This window comes from Micromonospora sp. NPDC000663 (assembly GCF_042898105.1).
Taxonomy (GTDB): domain Bacteria; phylum Actinomycetota; class Actinomycetes; order Mycobacteriales; family Micromonosporaceae; genus Micromonospora.
Genome location: NZ_JBIAYR010000001.1, coordinates 1240102 through 1262605, shown reverse-complemented (window position 1 = coordinate 1262605; position 22504 = coordinate 1240102). Strand labels below are relative to the sequence as shown.

Annotated in this window: 22 protein-coding genes and 2 tRNA genes; 12 read left to right on the top strand and 12 right to left on the bottom strand. The window is 73.2% G+C overall.

Going from position 1 to position 22504, the window contains the following annotated elements; translation table 11 throughout:
- Positions 1-326 precede the first annotated feature (326 nt).
- Together ACFY1S_RS06045 and ACFY1S_RS06040 are read left to right on the top strand one after the other, a co-directional pair.
- Positions 327-1289 (top strand): TIGR03557 family F420-dependent LLM class oxidoreductase, encoded by a 963-nt coding sequence (locus tag ACFY1S_RS06045; RefSeq protein WP_387114335.1) that lies wholly within the window; start codon positions 327-329, stop codon positions 1287-1289.
- Positions 1286-2116: an alpha/beta fold hydrolase gene (locus tag ACFY1S_RS06040; RefSeq protein WP_387113282.1), complete on the top strand. Its 831-nt coding sequence runs from the start codon at positions 1286-1288 to the stop codon at positions 2114-2116. Before ACFY1S_RS06045 ends, ACFY1S_RS06040 begins: the two co-directional genes overlap by 4 nt.
- A 136-nt stretch (positions 2117-2252) precedes the next feature.
- Here ACFY1S_RS06040 and ACFY1S_RS06035 read toward each other — a convergent pair whose 3' ends face one another.
- The 7 genes from ACFY1S_RS06035 to ACFY1S_RS06005 all read right to left on the bottom strand — a co-directional run bounded on the left by ACFY1S_RS06035 (position 2253) and on the right by ACFY1S_RS06005 (position 7762).
- A complete protein-coding gene (locus ACFY1S_RS06035) occupies positions 2253-2399 on the bottom strand; it encodes a hypothetical protein (protein ID WP_387113280.1) in 147 nt (48 codons plus the stop codon).
- A gap of 69 nt (positions 2400-2468) precedes the next feature.
- The gene (locus ACFY1S_RS06030) at positions 2469-3284 is read right to left on the bottom strand and encodes an endonuclease/exonuclease/phosphatase family protein (RefSeq protein WP_387113278.1); all 816 of its coding nucleotides are present in this window, start codon (positions 3282-3284) and stop codon (positions 2469-2471) included.
- Positions 3285-3294: 10 nt separating this feature from the next.
- A complete protein-coding gene (locus ACFY1S_RS06025) occupies positions 3295-4785 on the bottom strand; it encodes a phosphatase PAP2 family protein (protein ID WP_387113276.1) in 1491 nt (496 codons plus the stop codon).
- A 70-nt stretch (positions 4786-4855) separates the two neighbouring features.
- The gene (locus ACFY1S_RS06020; RefSeq protein ID WP_387113274.1) at positions 4856-5857 is read right to left on the bottom strand and encodes a YihY/virulence factor BrkB family protein; all 1002 of its coding nucleotides are present in this window, start codon (positions 5855-5857) and stop codon (positions 4856-4858) included.
- A complete protein-coding gene (locus tag ACFY1S_RS06015) occupies positions 5850-6854 on the bottom strand; it encodes a diacylglycerol/lipid kinase family protein (RefSeq protein ID WP_387113272.1) in 1005 nt (334 codons plus the stop codon). The genes ACFY1S_RS06020 and ACFY1S_RS06015 overlap by 8 nt, the downstream gene beginning before the upstream one ends.
- 93 nt (positions 6855-6947) lie before the next feature.
- The gene (locus tag ACFY1S_RS06010; RefSeq protein WP_387114332.1) at positions 6948-7526 is read right to left on the bottom strand and encodes a Clp protease N-terminal domain-containing protein; all 579 of its coding nucleotides are present in this window, start codon (positions 7524-7526) and stop codon (positions 6948-6950) included.
- Entirely contained in the window at positions 7526-7762 is a 237-nt protein-coding gene (locus ACFY1S_RS06005) for an HTH domain-containing protein (RefSeq protein WP_007457155.1), read from the bottom strand. The genes ACFY1S_RS06010 and ACFY1S_RS06005 overlap by 1 nt, the downstream gene beginning before the upstream one ends.
- A 147-nt stretch (positions 7763-7909) precedes the next feature.
- Here ACFY1S_RS06005 and ACFY1S_RS06000 point away from each other — a divergent pair, with 147 nt between their 5' ends.
- The 5 genes from ACFY1S_RS06000 (at position 7910) to ACFY1S_RS05980 (ending at position 15201) form a co-directional block, all read left to right on the top strand.
- Positions 7910-8770, top strand: coding sequence for a universal stress protein (locus tag ACFY1S_RS06000; protein WP_387113269.1), 861 nt, complete (start codon positions 7910-7912; stop codon positions 8768-8770).
- Positions 8771-8836: 66 nt separating this feature from the next.
- Positions 8837-11230, top strand: coding sequence for a phosphoketolase (locus ACFY1S_RS05995; protein ID WP_387113267.1), 2394 nt, complete (start codon positions 8837-8839; stop codon positions 11228-11230).
- Positions 11191-12093, top strand: a complete 903-nt coding sequence (locus ACFY1S_RS05990) for a universal stress protein (protein WP_387113265.1) — start codon at positions 11191-11193, stop codon at positions 12091-12093. Before ACFY1S_RS05995 ends, ACFY1S_RS05990 begins: the two co-directional genes overlap by 40 nt.
- A gap of 339 nt (positions 12094-12432) precedes the next feature.
- Positions 12433-13428, top strand: a complete 996-nt coding sequence (locus ACFY1S_RS05985) for an Acg family FMN-binding oxidoreductase (RefSeq protein WP_387113263.1) — start codon at positions 12433-12435, stop codon at positions 13426-13428.
- Positions 13429-13524: 96 nt separating this feature from the next.
- Complete coding sequence (locus tag ACFY1S_RS05980; protein WP_387114329.1) at positions 13525-15201, top strand: GAF domain-containing protein; 1677 nt, start codon at positions 13525-13527, stop codon at positions 15199-15201.
- Between the two features lie 10 nt (positions 15202-15211).
- Here the strand turns inward: ACFY1S_RS05980 and ACFY1S_RS05975 are convergent, their stop codons facing one another.
- Positions 15212-15850, bottom strand: a complete 639-nt coding sequence (locus ACFY1S_RS05975; RefSeq protein ID WP_285793775.1) for a response regulator transcription factor — start codon at positions 15848-15850, stop codon at positions 15212-15214.
- Between the two features lie 194 nt (positions 15851-16044).
- On the opposite strand from ACFY1S_RS05975, the gene ACFY1S_RS05970 reads away from it, so the two are divergent.
- Positions 16045-17019, top strand: coding sequence for an Acg family FMN-binding oxidoreductase (locus tag ACFY1S_RS05970; RefSeq protein WP_387113260.1), 975 nt, complete (start codon positions 16045-16047; stop codon positions 17017-17019).
- Positions 17020-17046: 27 nt separating this feature from the next.
- Here the strand turns inward: ACFY1S_RS05970 and ACFY1S_RS05965 are convergent, their stop codons facing one another.
- The 3 genes from ACFY1S_RS05965 to ACFY1S_RS05955 all read right to left on the bottom strand — a co-directional run bounded on the left by ACFY1S_RS05965 (position 17047) and on the right by ACFY1S_RS05955 (position 18382).
- Positions 17047-18036: an NAD-dependent epimerase/dehydratase family protein gene (locus ACFY1S_RS05965; RefSeq protein ID WP_387113258.1), complete on the bottom strand. Its 990-nt coding sequence runs from the start codon at positions 18034-18036 to the stop codon at positions 17047-17049.
- A gap of 165 nt (positions 18037-18201) precedes the next feature.
- Positions 18202-18276: transfer RNA gene (locus ACFY1S_RS05960), tRNA-Val, on the bottom strand.
- 33 nt (positions 18277-18309) lie between these two features.
- Positions 18310-18382 (bottom strand) — tRNA-Gly (locus ACFY1S_RS05955).
- 149 nt (positions 18383-18531) lie between these two features.
- Between ACFY1S_RS05955 and ACFY1S_RS05950 the strand changes: the two genes are divergently transcribed.
- Positions 18532-18777, top strand: a complete 246-nt coding sequence (locus ACFY1S_RS05950; protein WP_387113256.1) for a DUF6458 family protein — start codon at positions 18532-18534, stop codon at positions 18775-18777.
- A gap of 82 nt (positions 18778-18859) precedes the next feature.
- On the opposite strand, the gene ACFY1S_RS05945 is transcribed toward ACFY1S_RS05950, so the two are convergent.
- A complete protein-coding gene (locus tag ACFY1S_RS05945) occupies positions 18860-19675 on the bottom strand; it encodes an isocitrate lyase/phosphoenolpyruvate mutase family protein (RefSeq protein ID WP_387113254.1) in 816 nt (271 codons plus the stop codon).
- A 70-nt stretch (positions 19676-19745) separates the two neighbouring features.
- Between ACFY1S_RS05945 and ACFY1S_RS05940 the strand changes: the two genes are divergently transcribed.
- The 3 genes from ACFY1S_RS05940 (at position 19746) to ACFY1S_RS05930 (ending at position 22501) form a co-directional block, all read left to right on the top strand.
- Positions 19746-20726 (top strand): DUF5937 family protein, encoded by a 981-nt coding sequence (locus tag ACFY1S_RS05940; RefSeq protein ID WP_387113252.1) that lies wholly within the window; start codon positions 19746-19748, stop codon positions 20724-20726.
- A 123-nt stretch (positions 20727-20849) separates the two neighbouring features.
- A complete protein-coding gene (locus ACFY1S_RS05935; protein ID WP_387113250.1) occupies positions 20850-21782 on the top strand; it encodes an ABC transporter ATP-binding protein in 933 nt (310 codons plus the stop codon).
- Positions 21779-22501: an ABC transporter ATP-binding protein gene (locus ACFY1S_RS05930; protein ID WP_387113248.1), complete on the top strand. Its 723-nt coding sequence runs from the start codon at positions 21779-21781 to the stop codon at positions 22499-22501. Before ACFY1S_RS05935 ends, ACFY1S_RS05930 begins: the two co-directional genes overlap by 4 nt.
- Positions 22502-22504 lie beyond the last annotated feature (3 nt).

The following is a 22504-nucleotide window of genomic DNA, read 5'->3' as shown; positions in this document are numbered from 1 at the left end:
GTGCCCGACAGGGGTGGGACGTGACAGGGAAGGCGGCTGCAGCCCGGCAGCCACCGCTCGGCTCCCGGCGGCGCAGGCATCAGCGTAGGACGATGGATCGGCGGGCGCAACCGGTTCAGTGGCCGCAGCCGACCCCGCACAGCCGTGACGGCCCACGCGAGCGCAGGCCGTCCCGGGGCGAACATCCCCACCACAGGATGCGCGCGAGACCGAATCTTAACCGGTTAATCCCCTCACGCACCACCGCCCGTGAACCGGACGGGAGGGTTGAGGGCTGCCGACCTGGGTATCCCGGGAACGATACGTCGGTGGAAGGGGAAACCAGGATGGTCAGCGTCGGCTACACCCTGATGGGCGAACAGGCCGGTCCCAAGCAGTTGGTCGACCACGCGATCCGGGCCGAGGCCGCCGGCTTCGACCAGCTGGTGATGTCCGACCACTACTACCCCTGGCTGGACTCCCAGGGCCACTCCCCGTACGCCTGGTCGGTGCTCGGCGCGGTCGCCCACGCCACCTCCCGCGCGGAGCTGATGTCCTTCGTGACCTGTCCGATCCGCCGCTACCACCCGGCAGTGGTCGCGCAGAAGGCAAGCACGATCGGCGCCCTCTCGGACGGACGCTTCACCCTCGGCCTGGGCGCGGGCGAGAACCTCAACGAGCACGTGGTCGGCGGTTGGCCGCACGTGCAGCAGCGGCACGAAATGTTCGAGGAGGCGTTGCAGATCATCCGGCCGCTGCTCAACGGCGAGACGCTCACCTTCTCCGGCAACCACTTCGACGTGCCCGACGCGTACGTCTGGGACCGCCCCGAGCGTCCGGTGCCGATGGCCGTCGCCGCGTCCGGTCGGCAGTCCGCGACGCTCGCCGCCGAGTACGGCAACGGCATCATCGCCACCGAACCCGACCGGCACATCATCGAGATGTACGACGACGCCGGCGGCGCCGGCCAGCCCCGCTACGGGCAGGTGGCCATCTGCTACGGGCCGGACGAGGCGGAGTGCCGCAAGATCGTGCACGACCAGTTCCGCTGGTTCGGGCTGGGCTGGAAGGTAAACGCCGACCTGCCCGGGCCGGATTCCTTCGCCGCCGCCACCCAGTTCGTCCGGGAGGACGACGTCGCCCAGGGCATCCCCTGCGGCCCGGACATCGACGCGCACGTCGAGGCGTTCCGCAAGTTCGTCGACGCCGGCTTCACCCACGTGGCGATCATCCAGGTCGGCGGGGAGACCCAGCCGATGTTCCTGGACTGGGCGCAGGAGCAACTGCTGCCCCGGCTGCGGCAACTGTGAGGTTGACCCCCGCCGGCCGGTTCGGGAGGACCGAGCTGCGCCTCGCGATGGCCGCGCCCCGGCCGGCCGCCGGTCTGGTCAGCGAATGGCGGCTCGTCGACGGCCTGCGCACCCACACCCGGCGAAGCGAGGACCCAGGCACCGGGGCGCCGCCTGTGGTCCTGGTGCACGGGCTCGCGGTCTCCCACCGCTACCTGACCCCGCTTGCCGTCGCGCTCGCCGCCACCCATCAGGTGTACGTGCCGGACCTGCCCGGCTTCGGGCTGTCCGAGCGCCCCCGGGGCGCGTACGACGTGCGCCGGCACGCCGGGCACCTGGCCACCTGGCTGGCCGCGTACCGGCTGCCGCAGGTGTGCCTGCTCGGGCACTCGTTCGGTGCGGAGGTGGCCGCCTCGCTCGCCGCCAGCCACCCGGACGCGGTACGTGCGCTGGTCCTGGCCGGGCCGACAAGCGACCCGGCTGCCCGGTCCCGTCGAGGGCTGTTCGGCAGATGGTTGGTGGACACCGCGCGGGAGGCGCCGTTGCAGGCGCCGATCCTGGTGCGGGACGTGTGGAACGCCAGGCCCTGGCGGGTCTTCGCCACCCTGTCGCACTCGGCCCACAACGCCATCGAGGCTGATCTGGTCCGGGTCACCGCCCCGACCCTCGTCGTCGCCGGACGTCGTGACCCGGTCGTACCGGCCGGCTGGCGGGACGAGGCGGCCCGGCTGGTCGACGGCGACCTGGTCGTCGTCCCCGGCGCCGCGCACAACGTGGCAACCACTGCCCCGACGGCGGTCGCCGACGCGGTCCGCCACCTCCTCAACTCCACCCTGACGAAAAGGTGAACCCATGCGCTTCGGAAACACGGAGATCCGCCCGCTCGGCGGCGGACTCGGCTGCCTCCTGATGATCCTCTTCTCGATCGTCGCCTCGGTGGTGCTGACAGTCCTGCTCAACCTGGTGCTCTGAGGCCCGACCGCCTCAGCGGCGCAAACCCAGTGCGCTGAGCACCTCACGGGAGGCCAACCGGGCCGGGTCGAACACCGACCGGCGGATCCAGCGGGCCACCGGCGCGACGGTGGCCCGCCAGGCCGCCGTGACGCCGCGCGCCACCGGCACCACAGTCACCGACCAGACCCACCGGGCTCCGAGCAGCAGCAGGCGGGTCCCGTGCCACGGCTCGCGGTCCTGGACCGTTCAGTGTGGAGCGTTGTCGAGGTCCAGGTCGGCAAGCAGCGGATAGTGGTCCGAGGCCGTGTCGGCCGCACCGCCACGGATCACCCGACAGTCGCTGACGCGTTCGGCAAGCGCGGGGCTGCCGAACAGGTAGTCGAGGCGCATTCCGGCGAACTCGGCCCCGCCGAACCGGGTGGGCACGGTGAGCCCCTCGGCCTCCGGCGCTCCGGGGGCGGACGCGGGCCAGAGATCGACAAGCCCGGCGGCAAGCAACCGGGCAATGGCACGGGTGTCCACGGTCCCGCCGGCCCGTCGCAGGTGCCGCCGCCGGTACATCGCGGGCATCCCGGCCAGCCGTGCGGTGTGGTCGACGGTCGGATCGAGCGAGTTGAGATCGCCGGTGACCAGCGTCAGGGGTCCGGGCGCGCGTCGCACTGCCGAGACCAGCCAGTCGACCTCCATCCGCCGGCGCCCACCGGAGTACGGGTAGAGGTGGGCGCCCACCACGGTGAGCGGGCCGGCGGAGGTGGCCACCACGACGCGGGCGGCGGCGTGGTGGAACGGGCGGCGCACCGGCCTCGCGTCGACGACCCGGTACGGCGGCCGGACCAGCACCGCCACCGGCTGCCCGAAGCAGGACCGGGCCAGGTGGGGCGTCATCCCCACCCGGCCCGCCACAGTGACCATCAGCCCGTCGCGGTCGAAGCCGCGCAGCTCCTCCAGGGCCAGCACGTCCGGCACCTGCTCGGTGACGACCCGGACCACCTGATCCAACCGGTCGGGACCACCGCGGTCCCGCCCGCCGGTGCGGATGTTCCAGGTCATCACGCGCAGCACGGCGCCGCGCTCAGTCGGCCCGGCCGGCCCGCGCCAGCTCGTCGTCGAGGGTGCCCACGTCCTCCGACTCGATGGCCGGCTGGTTGCCTTCCTCCAGGTCGGCGTTCGGGCGGACGACCAGGTAGAGCAGCCCGATCCAGAGCGCGGAGAGCAGGATCGCGCCCATGAAGTCGGTCGGGTGGTGCATGCCCCGGTACATCCGCGAGGTGGCCACGCCGACCGGCATGATCACGGCCAGCGCCACGAAGATCCACCGCCACCAGCGGTCGGTACGGGGGAACACGATCAGGGTGATGGCCAGCCAGACGCAGATCGTCGCCGCGATGTGCCCGGACGGGAACGACGAGGTGGGCATCTGCCCGTCCAGGTTCTCCACAGGCGGACGCGGACGGTCGACCGCCCGCGCCGAGGCGAGGAAGAGGGTCAGCTCACCGATCATCGCCAGCGCCACGAACAGCACCGGCCGCCAGCGCCGCCACACCGCGAGCACCAGCGGGCAGAACACCAGCGAGATGAGCAGGATCGCGTGGGTGTCGCCGAACTTGCTCCACCACCAGCTCACCTCGGTGAGCATCTCGGTGTGCCGCTCGGCGAACCAGCGCGGCACCTCCGTGTCCAGGGTGTCGAAGAAGGTGCCCTTGGCGTGGTAGCTGACGTACGTGCCGAAGCCGTACAGCGCGCCGAACACGAGCACCCAGCCGACCAGCAGCTCGGCCACCGCCGAGCGCGGATGGGCCAGCACGTGCTCCTCGGCCGGGGCGGGGGCGATGTCGTGCCCGGCCTCCGGCTCCAGACCCTCGCTCAGCGACGGCACCGGCCGGCCCCGCTCGCGCCGCCACAGCCGGAAGGCGTACGCGGTGACGCCCAGCCACGCCGCGCCGAGCAGCCAGCCGCCGAACACGTCGGAGACGAAGTGCACGCCCAGCGCGATCCGGGTCAGGCCGATCAGCGCCACCAGCACGCCGACGCCGACGATCGCCGGCTTACGCCAGCGCGGCGCCATCGCCGGCAGGAACACCAGCAGCAGCGCCCCGTACGCGACGAACGAGCCGAGCGCGTGCCCGCTGGGGAAGCTGTTCCCCGGGGCGCTGGCGACCGGCACGTCCACGATCGGGCGGAGCCGGCCGACGAGCGTCTTGAGTGACGGGTCGAGGATCAGACCGCCGACCCCTGTGATGATCAGGTAGACGGCCAGTCGGGGCTGGCGCCGGATCAGCAGACCGACCACCGCGATGGTGACCAGCCAGATGAGAATCGGCCGGCCGCCCAGGTCGGTCACCGCCTGGAGCACTGTGACGAGTGCGTGGTGCGGGGCGACGAGCCCGTTGAACCACTCGGCGACGGCGTGGTCCGCGTCCTGCAACGGGCTCCAGCGCACCCGCACGAGCAGCAACAGCAGCCCGAAGGCCACCCCGGCGCCAGTGACGGCCGCCAGCCCGGCGACGCTCCGTTCGGCGAAATGACCGATCGGACGCCGCGCCACCTCTTTGACCGCGGTCACCCCGCACCTCCCTTGTCGTCTCTGGCGAGGCGCTTTACCCGATCCGCGTCGTGCGTACACGCGGGGACAGCTACAGGGCGGACATGTCCCCGGTGTCGAGCAGCTCCCCGCGCTCGGCGTCGGGCTCCCACAGGTCCGGTTGGGCGGGCTCCTGCACACCGATGCGCAGCGCCTCCAACTGGGCGGCGAACGCCAGCCCACCGAAGAGCGCGATCCCGGTCAGGTTGGCCCAGAGCAGCAGCGCCATCATGCCCGCCAACGCACCGTAGGTCTGGCCGAAACCGTCACTGAACCGCACGTACGCGGCCAGCAGGAGGCTTGTCGTCCACCACAGGGCGGTGGCGATGCCGGCGCCGAAGAGCAGCCAGGACAGGCCGGGCTGCCGTCGGCGGGGCGCGTGCCGGAACAGCACGGCCACCGCGAGCACGGTCAGCCCGAGGCTCAGCGGGAAACGTACGGCGTCCCAGATGCCCTGGGCGACATCACCCCACTCGTAGTGTTCGCGCACCGAGTCACCCATCGCGCCGCCGCCCACCAGGATGAGGAACCCGGCGAGCGCGGGCAGGCCGGCGGTGACGGCCAGGACGGCGGCGCGCAGGTACTTGCCCAGGGCGGGGCGGTCCCGTTCGACGCCGTAGATGCGGTTGGCGCCCCGCTCGATCTGGGCCATCGTGGTGGTCAACGCGACCAGGCCGGTGAGCAGACCGAGGGTGAGCGCCAGCTCCCCGGCGTCCTCGACCCGCTCGCCCTCGCCGAGCAGGTCGCCGACCACCTGCTCGCTCTGCCCGGGGGTGAGCGCCAGGACGGTATCGGCGACCACCTGGCCGCCCTCCCGGACGCCCAGCTCGCTGACCAGGCCGGTGAGGGCGATCAGGAACGGCACCACGGCGAGGCAGAGTTGCAGCGCGAACGCCCGCGAGTGGCTGAACCCGTCGCCGTAGCGGAACCGGATGAAGGCGTCCCGCAGCAGGTGCCAGCCGCCCTGCCGGCGCAGTGTGCGCCAGGCGTCGTCGGCGGACAGCTCCGCGTCGGCCATCAGCCGGGTCTCCGGCACGATGCGGGTGCTACTCACGGCGCGCTTCCTCGATCAGCTGCTCGCCCCGCTCTCCGGCGCCCTGTGCGTCGACGGCCAGGTCGGGGGCGTCCTGCGGCTGGGGGACGCAGAGCCAGAGCGACTCGGGCTTGATGTCCGCCCGCAGTTGCCGGCCCGGGGCGATGAGGTCGCCGTCCAGCTCGCGCGGCTGGGCCCGGTTGCTGGTGACCACCACGCGCCGGCCACGGAACACCTCCATCCGGGGCACCTCGCCGCTGCGGCGGATCACCGCCCAACCGAGCGCGAGCCAGTGCCGCAGGCTGTGCGGGGTGAGCACCGCGACGTCGAGCCAGCCGTCGTCCGGCTCGGCCTCGGTGAGCAGCCGCACCCCGCCCTGGAGCCGGCCCACGTTGGCGATCAGGACCGAGCGGGCCCGGCGGCGTACCGGTGGCCGGTCGTCGATGCGGATCTGCACCCGCATCGGCCTGTCGCGCAGGTGCCGGACGGCGCCCACCACGTACGCCGGCCAGCCGATGCGGGCCTTGGTGGTCTCGTTCGTGGCTTCGAGCATCTGGGCGTCGAAGCCCATGCCTGCCATCACCGTGAAGTAGCGGTCCTCGACCGCGCCGACGTCGAGCAGCCGACGGCCCCGCTCGACGGCGACCTGGAGACCGGCGGCCAGGTCGGTGGAGAGACCCAGGTTGGCGGCGAGCAGGTTGCCGGTGCCCTGCGGCAGCACGGCGAGGGCCACGTCGGTGCCGACGAGGGCGCTGACGCAGGACATCACCGTGCCGTCGCCACCGCAGGCGAAGACCAGGTCGACGCCGTCCTTGACGGCCTGCTCGGTCTGGCCCCGGCCCGGGTCGTCGACTGTCGTCTCGTACCACTGAGGGGCCGGCCAGCCGGCGGCGGCCAGGGCGTCGTCGACGGTGCGTCGCAGCTCGTCGAGATCGTCGACCTTCACGGGGTTGACCACCACTGCCGAGCGCAGCCCGCCGTCGCCGCCCGAGGGTCGTCTGTCCTGTCCAGGATCCACGGCGTCAGTGTGCAGCACAGGGACGGCTTCAGCGAGCCCGTGGACGCCGGGCGTCGGAAGTGCCACAGACAGGTTTCAACGCCTGCGGGTCTGTCAGGCGGTGGTCCGCAGGGCGTTCTCCACCCGCTGGCGCAGATCGTCGAGGTCGACGCCGGATTCGGTGAGCACCTGCGCGCCCAGCCCGTGGCCCTCCCGGAGCACGCCCAGCAGGATGTGCTCGGTGCCGATGTGCTTGTGGCGCAGGCGCAGCGCCTCCCGCAGGGACAGCTCCAGGACCTTCCTGGACCGGGGTGAGAACGGCCCGCCCAGGTACCTCCTGCGCCTCCAGCGGCGGCGCGGCGCGGGTACGGCCTCGCGCAGCGCGTCTGGGCCGAAGGACTCCTCGATGCGGGCCACTATCGCGGCCAGGTCGATGCCGATCTCCCGCAGGGCTGCCGCGTCGGCGTCGCCGAGGCCGGCGCCGCCGCTGGCGGTGTGCCGGCGTACCCGCTCGCGAAGGTCGTCGGCGCGCACACCGGCGTCGGTAAGCACGCGGCTGGCCAGCCCGGCCTCGTCGGCGAGCAGGGCGAGCAGCAGGTGCTCGGTGCCTACCGGTCGTTGCCCCTCGGCCCGTGCCTCCTCCAGCGCCCGCCGCACCACGTCGCGCGCCCGGTCGGTGAACCGTTCGAACATCACGCCTCCCAGGATGAGTTGACCGCCGGTCGTCCGGCGTGCTTCTTGTGCACCGCCTGCCGGCTGACCTCGAGCGCGTCGGCGATCTCCTGCCAGGACCAGCCCTGTCGACGGGCGTTGTCCACCTGGACCACCTCGAGCCGCTCGAGCAGCCGGCGCAGCGCGCGGACGGCGCGCAGCCCGACCCGGGGGTCGGTGCTGCCGGCTGCCGCCGCGAGTTCCGTCGCCTGACTCATGGCGTCAACATACGTTGACAGCGCCACTCGTGTCAACCCCGGTTGACGAGGCGTGGGCGAACCGGCCCCGCTGCCGCACCCGCCCGACTACCCTCGGTGAGGGACAGCGTGGTCGTGCCGGGCGCGACGCCCGGGAGGTGATGTCGGATGACCGCATCCGTCGATGCGGAGGTGATCGTCGGCCTCGGCTCGGAGCGCGATCTCCCGGTCGTCCAGCAGGCGGCCCTGGAGGCCGCCGGGCACGGCCGGGCACTGCACCTGCTGCACACCTTCGACTGGCACGCGGCCTTCGCCGCCGACACCGTCGCCGCGCCCCGGGACCGGGCCGAGCAGCTGATCGCACAGGCCGCCCAACTCGCCCACCGGACCGAACCGGGGCTCACCGTACGCGGCGAGATCGTCGAGAGCGCCATGCTGATGACCCTCATCCGGCGCTCGGAGGCGGCCTTCCTGCTGGCGGTCGGCGACAGCGGCATGGCCGGCAGCGGTAAGTGCGTACCGGCCGAGACGCCCGCGGTGCAGTTGGCGGCCCGGGCCGGCTGCCCACTGCTGACGGTCCGCAGCGAGCCACCGCCGCAGGGCCCCGTGCTTGTCGGCGTGGACGGCTCACCCAGCTCCCACCTCGCCCTGCGCTGGGCCCTGGAGTGCGCGGCCCAGCGTGGCGCACGACTCCTGGCCCTGCGGGTGGCGGAGTACGACGAGGACACCGACGCGGTCACCGAGCAGCTCACCGAGGCGCTGGCCCGGCACACCGCCGACCGCCCCGGGGTGGTGACCGAGAGCCGTGTCGAGCGCGGCGATCCCGGCGAGGTGCTCGTCGAGACGTCCCGCTCGGCGCAGGTGGCGGTGGTCGCGGCCCGGGGTGACGAACCAGGCCGAGCCATGTTGGGCGCCGTCGCCCAGTCCCTGCTCTACCACTCCCCGGCCCCGGTGGTCGTCGTGCGAGGCCTCGCCACGAAGCCGCTCACCGGCCCCGCCGCCCGCCCGACACGGGACCAACGGCCCTGATCCGCGGCGCCGCCAGCCGCGAAGCTGGACCCCGGACGCCCATCCGACCCCGCGAGAGGCAGCATCATGGACACCGCTCTCGACGTGCACGGCGCCCTCACCGACGACGAGCTGCGCCGGTTGGACGCCTACTGGCGCGCCGCGAACTACCTCACCGTGGGGCAGATCTACCTGCTGGGCAACCCCCTGCTGCGCGACCCGCTGGCCCCTGACGACATCAAGCCGCGGCTGCTCGGCCACTGGGGCACCAGCCCGGGCCTCAACCTGATCTACGCCCACCTCAACCGGGTGATCGTGGCGCGCGACCTGAACGCCATGCTGGTCACCGGCCCTGGGCACGGCGGCCCGGCCATCGTGGCCAACACCTGGCTGGAGGGCACCTGGTCGGAGCGCTACCACGACGTGGCGCGCGACGAGACAGGGATGGCCCGGCTGTTCCGGCAGTTCTCGTTCCCCGGCGGCATCCCCAGCCACGTCGCGGCGGACGTGCCGGGTTCGATCCACGAGGGCGGTGAGCTGGGGTACGCGTTGAGTCACGCGTACGGCGCCGCGTTCGACCACCCGGACCTCGTGGTGGCGTGCGTCATCGGTGACGGCGAGGCGGAGACCGGTCCGCTGGCCGGCAGCTGGCTCTCCAACGTGTTCCTCAATCCGGCCCGCGACGGCGCGGTGCTGCCCATCCTGCACCTCAACGGCTACAAGATCGCGAATCCGACCGTACTGTCCCGGATCCCCGAGGCCGACCTGCTCGACCTGATGCACGGGTCGGGCTACCAGCCGTACGTGGTGGCCGGCGACGACCCGGCCGAGGTGCACCGCACCCTCGCCGCGACGATGGACCGGACGCTTGACGAGATCGCGGCGATCCAGAGCCGGGCACGTACCGGGGGTCTCGTCGAACGCCCCCGCTGGCCGATGATCATCCTGCGGACGCCGAAGGGCTGGACCGGCCCCGGCGAGGTCGACGGCAAGCAGGTGGAGGGCACGTACCGGGCCCACCAGGTGCCGCTGTCGGAGGTTCGCGACAACCCGGCGCACCTGGCCGAGCTGGAGCAGTGGCTGCGCAGCTACCGGCCCGAGGAGTTGTTCGACGCCACGGGCGCGCCGGTGGACGAGTTGCGTACGCTGCCGCCGCGCGGCGATCGGCGGATGAGCGCCAACCCGGTCACCAACGGCGGAGTGGTGCTGCGTGACCTGACCCTGCCCGACTTTCGTGACTACGGCGTGGAGGTCCCCGAGCCGGGCCAGCCGATGGCCGGCGCGACGGGGGTGCTCGGCCCGTGGATCCGCGACGTCATCGCCGCCAACCCGGAGACGTTCCGGCTGTTCGGCCCCGACGAGGTCGCCTCCAACCGGTTGGGTGCCGCCTTCGAGGTGACCGACCGGGCCTGGGTGGCCGAGACGGTGCCCGGCGACGACCACCTCTCCCCCGACGGCCGGGTGATGGAGGTGCTCTCCGAGCACCTGTGCCAGGGATGGCTGGAGGGCTACCTGCTGACCGGCCGGCACGGCGTGTTCACCAGCTACGAGGCGTTCATACACATCGTCGACTCGATGCTCAACCAGCACGCCAAATGGCTGAAGGTGACCCGGGCCATCCCGTGGCGGCAGCCGATCGCCTCGCTGAACTACCTGCTGTCCAGCCACGTCTGGCGCCAGGACCACAACGGCTTCTCGCACCAGGACCCCGGCTTCATCGACCACGTGGTCAACAAGAAGGCCGAGGTGGTCAGGGTCTACCTGCCGCCGGACGCGAACACCCTGCTCGCCACGATGGACCACTGCCTGCGCAGCAGGCACTACATCAACGTGGTGGTGGCCGGTAAGCAGCCGGCGCCGAACTGGCTGACGATGACCGAGGCCATCCAGCACACCCGGCGCGGCCTGGGCATCTGGGAGTGGGCCAGCAGCGACGCGGGCACCGAACCGGACGTGGTGCTCGCCTGCTGCGGCGACGTGCCCACCCTGGAGACCCTCGCTGCCGTGGAACTGCTGCGCCAGCACCTGCCGGAGTTGAAGGTGCGGCTGGTGAACGTGGTCGACCTGATGCGGCTCCAACCGGACACCGAGCATCCGCACGGGCTGCCCGACAAGGAGTTCGACACCATCTTCACGCCGGACCGGCCGATCATCTTCGCCTACCACGGCTACCCGTGGCTGATCCACCGGCTCACCTACCGCCGTACCAACCACGAGAATCTGCACGTACGCGGTTACAAGGAGGAGGGCACCACCACCACCCCGTTCGACATGGTGATGCTCAACGACCTGGACCGCTTCCACCTGGTCATCGACGTCATCGACCGGGTGCCCGGGCTGGGCGCGCGCGCCGCGCACCTGCGGCAGGAGATGGTCGACGCCCGGCAGGCCGCCCGCGACTACACCCGCCGGTACGGCGAGGACGACCCCCAGGTCGCGGAGTGGCGCTGGGTCCGCGAGACCGACCCGACGAACCGCTGAAGGAGGACGACGTGCGTGACGCGGAGATCCTGGTCGGCTACGACGGCTCCACCGACGCGTCGAGGGCCCTGGACTGGGCGCTGGACGAGGCTCGGCGCAGCGGGCAGCCGGTGCGACTGGCGTACGTGTTCGAGTGGCTGACGGTGGCCAGCTGGGTCGGCCCGGGCGTGGCGCCCGGCGTCTGGCCAGACGACACCGCCCGGCGGCAGGTCGAGGACCTGGTCCGCAGGGCAGCGGCGGACGCCACGGCCGCGAACCCCGGGCTGACGATCACCGGCCAGGTGTACGACGGGCCGCCGGCCCTCGTGTTGCAGGAGCGCTCCGCCGAGGCCGGGATCCTGGTGCTCGGCAGCCGGGGACACGGCGGGTTCGGTGGCCTGCTGGCCGGGTCGACGGCGGTGGCGGTCGCCGCGCACGCGCGCTGCCCGGTCGTCGTGGTCCGCGACGGTGACGTCCCGAGCGGCGCATCGGTCGGCCCGGTGGCGGTGGGCGTGGACGGCTCGGAGCCGTCGCAGGTGGCGCTGGGTTTCGCTGCGGAGCGGGCCGCGCAGCGGCAGGTTCCGCTGCGCGTTCTGCACGCCTGGACGCCGGGCCCCGGCGGGGCGGCCGGGGTGCCCGACGAGCGGGCCGCGATCGAGGAGTTGGTGGAGCCGTGGCGGCGCACGTTCGCCGGCCTGGACGTCACTGTCGACCTGGTGCCGGGCAGCCCGGCGGCGATGATGATCGAGGCGAGCCGCGACGGGCGGCTGGTGGTGGTCGGCACCCGGGGCCGGGGCGGGCTGGCCGGCATGTTGCTCGGCTCGGTCAGCCAGCAGCTGATCCAGCACGCCCACTGCCCGGTGGCGGTGGTCCGGGAACGCTGAGGCCGGCCGGGCTCGCGCTTCACCGCCGCTCGGCCGCCGGGTCGGACGGGTCCAGGGAGAAGAACTCCTCCCACGGCCACCACCGCCGGAGGCGGACCCGGACCGGCCGCTCCGGCACACACTCGGTCGACTCCACCGCCCCCACCTGCGCATCGTCGCAGTCCGTGGCCGGCCGTAGCCGTACACCCGGAGTTTCGTCGGTGGGCGGGCGCAACGTCCCGGTGCGGTCGGGACCTGCGACCCCTGCGCGTTGACGCCCGATGGCACAGGATGGTGCGGCAAGTCCCGCACGGCATCGGGTCGTGAGGCACGATGAGCAGAGACGGAAAGGTCGTGACCATGAGTCAGGAGAGCCAGCTGACCACCGCGCTGGCGGAGGCCGCCGCCACCGCCGGCCACGCCCCCTCGGTGCACAACACGCAGCCGTGGCGGTGGCGGGTGCTACCCGACGCGTTGGAGCTGCGCTCGGTCGCCGACCGCAAGCTGGCCGCCACCGACCCGGAGGGTCGGCTCCTCGCGATCAGCTGCGGCGCCGCCCTGCACCACGCCCGGGTGGCGCTTGCCGCGCAGGGGTGGCGTGCCGTCGTGGAGCGGCTGCCCGACCCGGGCGACCGCGAGCTGCTGGCCCGGCTGACCGACCTGAGCCGCACCGACGCCGACCCGGACGCCATGCGCATCGTGCAGTGCATGCAGGTCCGGCACACCGACCGGCGGCCGGTGAGCGACGAGCCGGTGCCGACGGACGCGATCACGCAGATCAGCCGGGCGGTCACCGCCGAGGGCTGCCGGTTGCAGATCCTCGACCGCGACCAGGTGCTGGAGCTGGCCGCCACGGCCGGGCACGCCGACACGGTCGAGTCCGAAGACCCGGAGTTGCGTGCCGAACTGGCGTACTGGACGGGCCGGGCCGGCACCGGCACCGGGCTGCCGGCGGAGGTGCTGCCCGAGCAGCTCCCGCAGACCACGGTGCCGGCCCGCGACTTCGGCCGCCCCGGCAGCCTGCCGATGGGTCCGGGTCACGACCGCGCCGCGGTGTACGCGCTGCTGCACGGCGACGAGGACGAACCGGACAGCTGGCTGCGTGCCGGCGAGGCACTCTCCGCCGGTTGGCTGACCGCCACCCGCCTCGGTGTGTCGGTGGTGCCGCTCAGCGCCGTGGTGGAGGTGCCGGGCACCCGGCAGACGCTGCGTCAGCTCCTCGCCGGGCTCAGCTACCCGTACCTGGTGCTGCGCCTGGGGATCGCCGACCCGGCACACGCCGGCCCGCCGCACACCCCGCGACTGACCACCGAGCAGGTGGTCGACACCTCAGCGGTCCGCGGTGAGCAGGGCTGAGCAGCCCGGCCGGAAAATTCACGGCGCTACCATCGCCGGGTGACGAGCAGCCCTTCGCATCCCCGCCACGAATCGCCGGTGACCCCGTCGCTGGGGTTGAGCCCCCTGTCCCGGGTACGCCTCGACGAACTGCTCCAGGAGATGCTGGACCGGGTCGGTGAGGTGGTCACCAGTCGGGAGCGGCTGCGTGCCCTGCTCGACGCGGTGGTCGGCATCGGCACCAACCTGGATCTGCGTACCACCCTGCAACGGATCGTGCAGTCCGCCTCGGAGCTGGTGGGCGCCCGGTACGGCGCGCTCGGCGTGATCGGCCCGGACCGGCTGCTGCACGACTTCATCGTGCACGGCATCACAGCCGAGCAGCACGCGCGGATCGGTGACCTGCCGCACGGGCGGGGCGTGCTGGGCCTGCTCATCGACGAGCCCCGGCCGCTGCGGATGCCGGACATCACCCAGCACCCCCGTTCCTACGGCTTCCCGGCGAACCACCCGCCGATGCACAGCTTCCTGGGCGTGCCGGTGCGCATCCGGGACCAGGTGTTCGGCAACCTCTACCTGGCCGAGAAGCAGGGCGGCGCGCAGTTCACCGAGGACGACGAGGAGATCGTCGTCGCGCTCGCCGCCGCCGCCGGCGTGGCCATCGAGAACGCCCGCCTGTACGCGCTGGCGCACCGGCGGGAACGCTGGCTCGCCGCGACCGCCGAGATCACCTCGGTGCTGCTCGGTGAGGTGCGCCGTACCGACGCGCTGGCCCTGGTGGCGCGGCGCGCCCGCGAGGTGGCCGAGGCGGAGCTGGCGCTGATGCTGCTCTACGACACCGACGCCGAGCAGTTCACAGTCGAGGTGGTCGACGGTGTCGACGAGCAGGCCCGCGGGCTGGTCGGCACGGTCCTGCCGGCGGCCGACACCAGCTTCGGGAGGGCCATTGCGGAGGGCCGCCAGGACCAGGTGGACGACCTCGGCCATGCCGCGCCGTGGCCGGCGCTGCTGCACACCGGCCCGGCGGTGATCTCACCGCTGGCCACCGCGGAGACGCTGCACGGCGTGCTCGTCGTCGCGCACCCGCCGGAGCGCGGCGGCGGCGCCGGCGACGACGAGATGGCCCTGCTGGGCAGCTTCGCCGGGCAGGCGGCGTTGGCCATGGAGCGGGCGCGAGGTCAGGAGGAACGGGAGTTGCTGGTGGTCCTGGAGGACCGCGAGCGGATCGCCCGCGACCTGCACGACGTGGTGATCCAGCGGCTCTTCGCCACCGGTCTGCAACTGCAGAGCGCCGCGCCGATGATGACCCGACCCGAGGTCGCCAAACGGATCAACGCGGCAGTCGACGACCTGGACGCCACCATCCGCGACATCAGGCGGACCATCTTCGAGCTGCGCACACCGATGACCGCCGCGCTGCGAACCGAAATCCGCGAGGCGGTCGAGCTGGCCGCCGAGTCGCTGGGTTTCAGGCCGCACCTGGAGCTGACCGGCCCGGTGGACAGCGCCGTCCCGGACGCCATCCGCCCGGACCTCACCGCCGTGCTGCGCGAGGCATTGTCGAACGCGGTCCGCCACGCGCATGCCAGCCGGGTCACCGTCGCCGTCCGGGTCGACGGCGGGCAGGTCAGCCTGACGGTCACCGACGACGGGGTGGGCTGCGACCCGGCCACCGCCCGGGGCGGCCTGGTCAACCTGCGGGAACGCGCCGAGGGCCACGGGGGCATCTTCACCGTCGGCCGGGTCGAGCCGCACGGCACCGAGCTGTGCTGGACAGTTCCGCTCCGCGACTGACCGGGTCGGGTCAGGGAGTCTTGCCGAGCAGGCGGGTCGCCAGGACGGCGGCCTGCGTACGGCGTTCCAGGCCCAGCTTGGCCAGCACGCTCGACACGTAGTTCTTCACAGTCTTCTCGGCCAGGAACATCTTCCCGGCGATCTCCCGGTTGGTCAGCCCCTCCGCCACGTACTCCAGGATCCGCCGTTCCTGCTCGGTGAGGGACTTCAGCTCGCGCGGCTGCTCGACACCGTTGCGGATGCGCTCCAGCACCCGGGTGGTGATCGCCGGGTCGAGCAGCGACTGCCCGGCCGCCACCCGGCGCACCGCGTCGACCAGGTCGGTGCCGCGGATCTGCTTGAGCACGTACCCGGCGGCGCCCGCCATGATCGCGGCGAACAGCGCCTCGTCGTCCTCGTACGAGGTGAGGATGAGGCCCTTGATGGACGAGTCGACGGCCCGGACGTCGCGGCACACGTCGATGCCGTTGCCGTCGGGCAGTCGGGCGTCGAGGATCGCCACGTCGGGCCGCAGCGCGGGGATGCGGCGGGCCGCCTCCTGCGCGGAGCCGGACTCGCCGACCACCTCGATGTCGCCGCTGCTCTGCAGCAGGTCGGCCAGGCCACGGCGGACGACCTCATGGTCGTCGAGGAGGAAGACGCGGATCATCCCTCGTTTCTACCCCGTTGCCGCGCCCCACCGCACGGGCCGAAGGTCCCGATCAGGACGGGCCGGAGTTCGCGGGCGGTCGGACCCGGCTGGTCGGGACGTCCGGCCCTGCTCGCCACCCACCCGTGGGGCGGACCGTGGGGGTGCGTCGGCCGCACGTCTCGGCGACCGGCCGGACCGAGAGGAGCACCGCCATGGACGTCGGCTACAGCCCGGCCCACCTGCGCGCCGCCGCCGTGGACGCGGTCCGGGCGCCGTCGTTGCACAACACCCAGCCGTGGCGGCTGCGCCTGCGCGACGGTGGGATCGAGGTGCTGGCCGACCAGACCCGCCGGCTGCCGGCGACCGACCCGAACGGGTGGGGGGTCCGGATCGCCTGCGGCGCGGCCCTGTTCAATGTGCGCGTCGCGCTGGCCGTGGCGGGTCTCCCGGCCCGGGTACGACTGCGTCCCGACCCGGCCGAGCCGGACCTGTTGGCCCGGCTGGTGCCGGACGTTCCGCGTCGGCCCACCCCCACCGAGCAGAGCCTGTACGCGGCCATCCCCCGCCGGTTCAGCAACCGGATGCCGTTCTGGCCGGACCCGGTGCCTGCCGACGCTCGGTGGCGGCTCGGCGAGGCCGCCCGCGCCGAGGACTGCTGGCTGGAACTACTGGTCGGGATCAGCGCGGTCACGGCGTTCGGCGAGATCGCCCACAGCGCGCACCGGGTGCTGGAGCGCGACCCGGCCTACCGGGCCGAACGCGAGGAGTGGCTGCGCCGGGAGCCCGCGCCGGACGGCGTACCCGCCTCGGCCGGCGGCCCGCAGGGCGAACCGCAGGACCTGCTGCCGACGCGCGGCTTCGGCAGCCGCGACCGGGCGCCGGGGCGGGACTTCGAACCGGAGCCGCTGGTGGGCGTGCTCGGGTCGATGGGCAACACCGCCGTGGACCAGGTCGTCGCCGGGCAGGCGCTGCAACGGCTGCTGCTCACCGCCACCGACGCCGGGCTCAGCGTGTCGATGCTCTCCCAACCGATCGAGGTGCCCACCGCCCGGGACCAGTTGCGGCTGGCGCTGGGCCGGTTCGGCACCCCGCAGATGGTGCTGCGGATCGGGTACGGCCAGCCGGGCCGGCCCACCCCACGCCGCTCGGTCGACGAGGTGTTGGAGCTGCCGGTGGTGCCGGCCTGACCCCGGCACCACCGGCAGTGACAACGCTCAGGCGAGCAGCGCCGCCTCCCGCTGCGCGTCCAGGCCCACCGCCACCCGCGCCGGACGTCCGGCGCGCGGCGGCACCGACCCGACCGACCGCAGCCACCGCCAGGTGTCGGCGACCGTGTCGGCCACCGGGCGGCAGGTCAGCCCCGCCGCGTACGCCTTCTCCACGCCGCGCTCCTGCAACCACCGGAACTCGTGACCTGGTGGAACCCAGATCGGCAGGTCGTTCCACGGCACGACGCCGGCGGCCAGGATCGGCTCCGGGTCGGTCCACCGCAGCCGGGCGTCAGAGCCGGTCACCGCGACGGCCGACGCCAGCAGCTCCCCCATCGTGCTGTGCCCGGAGCGGCTGACGACGTTGAACGCGCCGCCGACGCCCTCGGCGGCCCGGTCGAGCGTCCACCCGGCGAGGTCCCGCACGTCGATGTACTGCACCGGCAGGTCCGCCGGGCCGGGTGCGAGCACGTCGCCGCCGCGCGCGACCCGCTGCAGCCACCAGGGCAGGCGGCCGATGTCCTCCCCGGGGCCGAGGATCAGCCCGGCGCGCACCAGCAACGCGCGCTCGCCGTGGACCTCCGTCGCGGCCAGCTCACCGCCCGCCTTGCACTGCGCGTAGTCCCCGTCGACGGCGTCGGCGGAGCCGTCCACAGTGGGCGCCTCTTCGCCGACGTGCGCCGGCACGGGTGGCGCGTAGACCGAGCCGCTGGAGACGTAGGTGTAGTGCCCGACCCTCCCAGCCAGCGCGCGGGCCGCGTCCCGCACCGCCCGCGGGGCGCCGTCCCAGGTGTCGACCACCAGATCCCATTCGCCGCCCGCCAGCGCCGCGAGGCCGTCCGGCGCGGTCCGGTCACCCCGCAACCGGTGAACGCCGGCCGGCACCGCACCGTGCAGACCACGGTTGAACACGGTCACCGACCAGCCCCGGCGGACCGCCTCGGCGACCGTCGCGCCGCCCACGAAACCCGTCCCACCCAACATCAGCAGTCGCATGCGTCCACCCTGCCCGCCAGCCATGGCCGGCGGCACCCGCGTTCACCAGCAGCGGATCTGCCCTGGGCAGAAGCCAACGACCGGCTGTCGACGGGGGATGCCTTGGATGCGCGCGGTCAGGGTGCCGCAACGGGCGGCCGGAACGGCCACCGGGTCGTTCAGGGATGGTGGGCGATACTGGGTTTGAACCAGTGACCTCTTCCGTGTCAAGGAAGCGCGCTCCCACTGCGCCAATCGCCCGTGGTCTCCGCCGGAACCAGCTGGCGGATCGAGAGCGGACGACGGGATTCGAACCCGCGACCCTCACCTTGGCAAGGTGATGCGCTACCAGCTGCGCTACGTCCGCACGCCCCCGGCGAGCGCCGGCGACGGGTGAGACTCTACCCGATGCCAAGATCGGCGGGCGCGGCACCCTGCGGCGGTGGCGGTTGCGCTGCCTGACGACGGGGTACTGAAGGACCTCGACAGCACACCACATCCCCTAAGGAGGCTGTCGTGGGTATCGGCACCAGCATCTTTCTGATCGCCCTCGGCGCGATCCTCACCTTCGCGCTCGACGCCAGCGTCGGCGGCATCAACCTCGACGTGGTCGGCTGGATCCTGATGGGGGCCGGTGTGCTCGGCCTGATCATGACCACGCTGATCTGGGGTCGTCGCCGCAACGCGGTGGTCACCAGCACCGAGCAGCCGGTCGAGTACCGCCGGGTCGAGGAGCGGCGGGACATCGCCCCGCCGCTGTGAGGCTTCCGCCTACCGAGCCGGCCACCTCCCCCCGAGGCGGCCGGCTCGTCGCACCCCGTTCCACGCCGTGTGACGACGCCGCTCATCCCATCAGCGAGTTGAGCGTGCCGTAGTCGAGGGCGTCCGCCAGCGCGCCGTACGTGCCCGCGCCGAGGGCCTCGTTGGCCGCCCGGCGGGCCACCGCGTACGCGGCCTCCGCCACCGACGAGCCGAGGCTCACCCGCGCCACGCCCAGCCGAGCCAGTTCCCCCACCGTGGGCGCACCGGGACCGGCGAGCACGTTCAGCGGTGCCGGCACCGCCTCCACCAGCGCGCTGATGGTCTCCGGGGCGACCACCCCGGGCACGAAGATGCCGTCCGCGCCGGCGGCGAGGTAGGCGGTAGCCCGCGCCACCGTCTCGTCGACGTCCCCGGCACCGGTGAGGAACGTGTCGATCCGGGCGTTGACGAAGAGCGGCAGTCCCGCCGCGTCGGCAGCGCCCCGCACCGCCGCGATCCGCGCGCACTGGTCGGGTACGTCGCGCAACGGCGGGCCGGCCGCGCGGTGGGAGTCCTCGATGTTCACGCCTACGGCACCGGCGTCGAGCACGGCGCGGGTGGTCACGCCCACCTCCACCGGTGTCGCACCGTACCCGGACTCGATGTCCGCGGTGACCGGCACTGACACGGAGGCGGTGATCCGGCCGATCAGGTCGACGGCCGCGTCGCGGCCGAGGACGTCACCGTCGGCCGCGCCGAGGCTCCAGGCGACGCCGGCGCTGGTGGTGGCCACCGCGCGGACGCCGGCCGCCGCCACGATGCGGGCGCTCGCGGCGTCCCAGGCGTTGACCAGGACCAGTGGCGTCCCGGGGATGTGCAGGGATCGGAACAGGGCAGCTCGGGTGTGGTGTTCGCTCACCCGGCAAGTCTGGGGCGGCGCCGACGCCGCCGGTAATGTTTCAGTCCCAGCTGAATCCACCGGGGGTGCCGTGGTCGCCATCAGCATGTCGGCGGGCGCCGTCGCCCGCATCCGGTTCGCCGTCTCCTGCCTCTGGGAGATCGTCGCGAGCGTCCGGGTGCTGCGCGACCCCGGGGACCACGCGGTCCACCTGCCCTGGGTACGGCGGGTGCGTCGACCCCTGATCGAGGCGGGTCTGATCGAGGCGGACGGCGCGCTGCTCTGGCAGCTCGTACCGGCCCCGCCCGGCTACCTGGCGGACTTCCTCACCCCGCCTCCCGCCGGTCTCAATCCCGACCTGGTCGCCGAACTGGCAGCCCTGCGCGCCACCCCGGCCGACACCGTCCGCGCCCACCTGGACCTGTATCCGGGCGACCGGCCGCCGGCGCTCGCAACCCTGTACGCCGATCCGCCGGCCGGGCTGCGCCACCTGTGCGAGGAGATCGAGGCGTACTGGCGGATCGCCCTGGCACCGCACTGGCCACGGCTGCGGCTGCTGCTCGACGCCGACGTCACCGCCCGCGCCCGCCTGCTCGCCGAGGACGGCGCGGCGGTGCTCCTGAACGACCTGCACCGGCAGGTCCGGTGGGAGGACGACACGCTTGTCGTCGCGCAGCGGCACTGCCTGGCCCCGGACGTCGCGGACGGCCCCGGCCTGGTGCTGGTCCCGTCGGTCTTCGTCTGGCCGTCGGTGGCGAGCGTGTCCGCCGGCGACGCGCCCCAGCTCGCCTACCCCGCCCGCGGCCTCGGCACCCTGTGGGAGCCCTCGAACGGCGTCCCGGACGCGCTGGCCGTCGTGCTCGGTCGCGGACGGGCCCGGCTGCTCACCGAGCTGACCGGGCCGGTCAGCAACACCGAGCTGGCCCGGCGCAGCGGGATGTCACCCGCCGGGGTCTCCCAGCACCTCACGGCGCTGCGCGCGGCAGGCCTGGTGGTGACCCACCGCCGGGGCCGGACCCTGCTCAGCGCCCGCACCGACCTCGCGGAGGCACTGCTGTCCGCCACCGCGTAGGCGACGTCCGGGTGGGTGGCCCGATGCCGTCCGCGCTGGTGAGGCGTACCGGCAGCGCGCGTTACCCAGAAAAGCCGCCCGGGGGCATGGTCAACGAAGCCGCCGATTGCGAAACTGCTGGGAATGTCCAGCAACCCGCTGTCCCTGCCGCAGCCGTCCGCGCGGGCACCCGAGTTCGGCCGGGACTCGCTCATCGTCTGCGAGAACCTGGTGCGGATCTACCAGACCGGGTCGGTCGAGGTGCAGGCACTGCAGGGGCTGGACCTGGCCGTGCAGAGCGGTGAGATGGTCGCCGTCGTCGGCGCCTCCGGGTCGGGCAAGTCGACGCTGCTCGCCATCCTGGCCGGCATCGACGCCCCCACCGCCGGGCGGGTCCGGGTCGACAGGTGGAACCTGCTGGCGATGTCCCGCGCGGACCGGGTGGACTACCGGCGGCACACCGTCGGGTTCGTACGGCAGCAGACGGCGAGCAACCTGATCCCCTACCTGACCGCGCGGGAGATGGTGGACCTGCCGATGACGGCGGCCCGTACCGCGAAGAAGGAACGCCGGGAGCGCGCGGCCGAGCTGCTGGACAGCCTCGGCGTCGCCGACTGCGCCGACCGCCGCCCCGGGCAACTCTCCGGCGGGCAGCAGATGCGGGTCGCGATCGCCGTGGCACTGGCCAACCAGCCGCAGGTCCTGCTCGCCGACGAGCCGACGGGTGAGCTGGACGCCGCCACGTCCGCGGAGGTCTTCGGTGTGCTGCGGGACGTCAACAGGCGGTACGGCGTCACAGTTGTCGTGGTGACCCACGACCCGGAGGTCAGCGGCCAGGTCGAACGGACCGTCGCGATCCGGGATGGTCGCACCAGCAGCGAGGTGCTGCGCCGCGCCACGACCGACGCGGAGGGCGACACGCACATGACAGCCGAGGAGTACGCCGTGATGGACCGGGCCGGGCGGGTCCAGGTGCCCCGCGAGTTCCGCGAGGCGCTGTCACTGACCCGACGGGTCCGGCTGGCCCTGGAATCCGACCACATCACGATCCGCTCCGACTCTCGAGGCGGCGAATGAGCGGCGAGCCCCTGCTGCGCGTGCGCGGCGTACACAGGCGCTTCCGCACCGGGCCGACAGTCGTCCACGCCCTGCGCGGCGTGTCGTTCGACGTGGCCGCCGGTTCCATGGTGGCGCTCGTCGGCAGGTCCGGTTCGGGCAAGACCACCCTGCTCAACGTCATCGGCGGCCTGGACCTCCCGGACGCCGGCACCGTGCACGTCGACGGCACCGACGTCACGGCGCTCGACGAGGACGGCCTGTCCCGGCTGCGGCGCGAGAAGGTGTCGTACGTCTTTCAGAGCTTCGGGTTGATCCCGGTGCTGTCGGCAACGGAGAACGTCGCCGCGCCGCTGCGGCTGGCCCGCGTCGCCCCGGCCGAGCGCGAACGGCGGGTCGAGCTGCTACTGGACCTGGTCGGCCTGGCCGACCACGCCCAGCAGCGGCCGGCCGAGCTGTCCGGCGGCCAGCAGCAGCGGGTGGCGATCGCCCGCGCGCTGGCCGCCTCGCCCCGGCTCCTGCTCGCCGACGAACCCACCGGGCAACTGGACGCCGAGACAGGCCTGTCGGTGATGGCCCTGCTGCGCGGGATAGCGGAGTCCGAAGGCGTCACCGTGCTGGTGTCGACGCACGACGCGGTGATGATGGCCCTGGCCGACCGGGTGATCCGCCTGCACGACGGGCGCCTCGACGACCAGGCGGCCGGGCACCCGTCCGAGCCCTCATCGGATGCCAGGTGACCC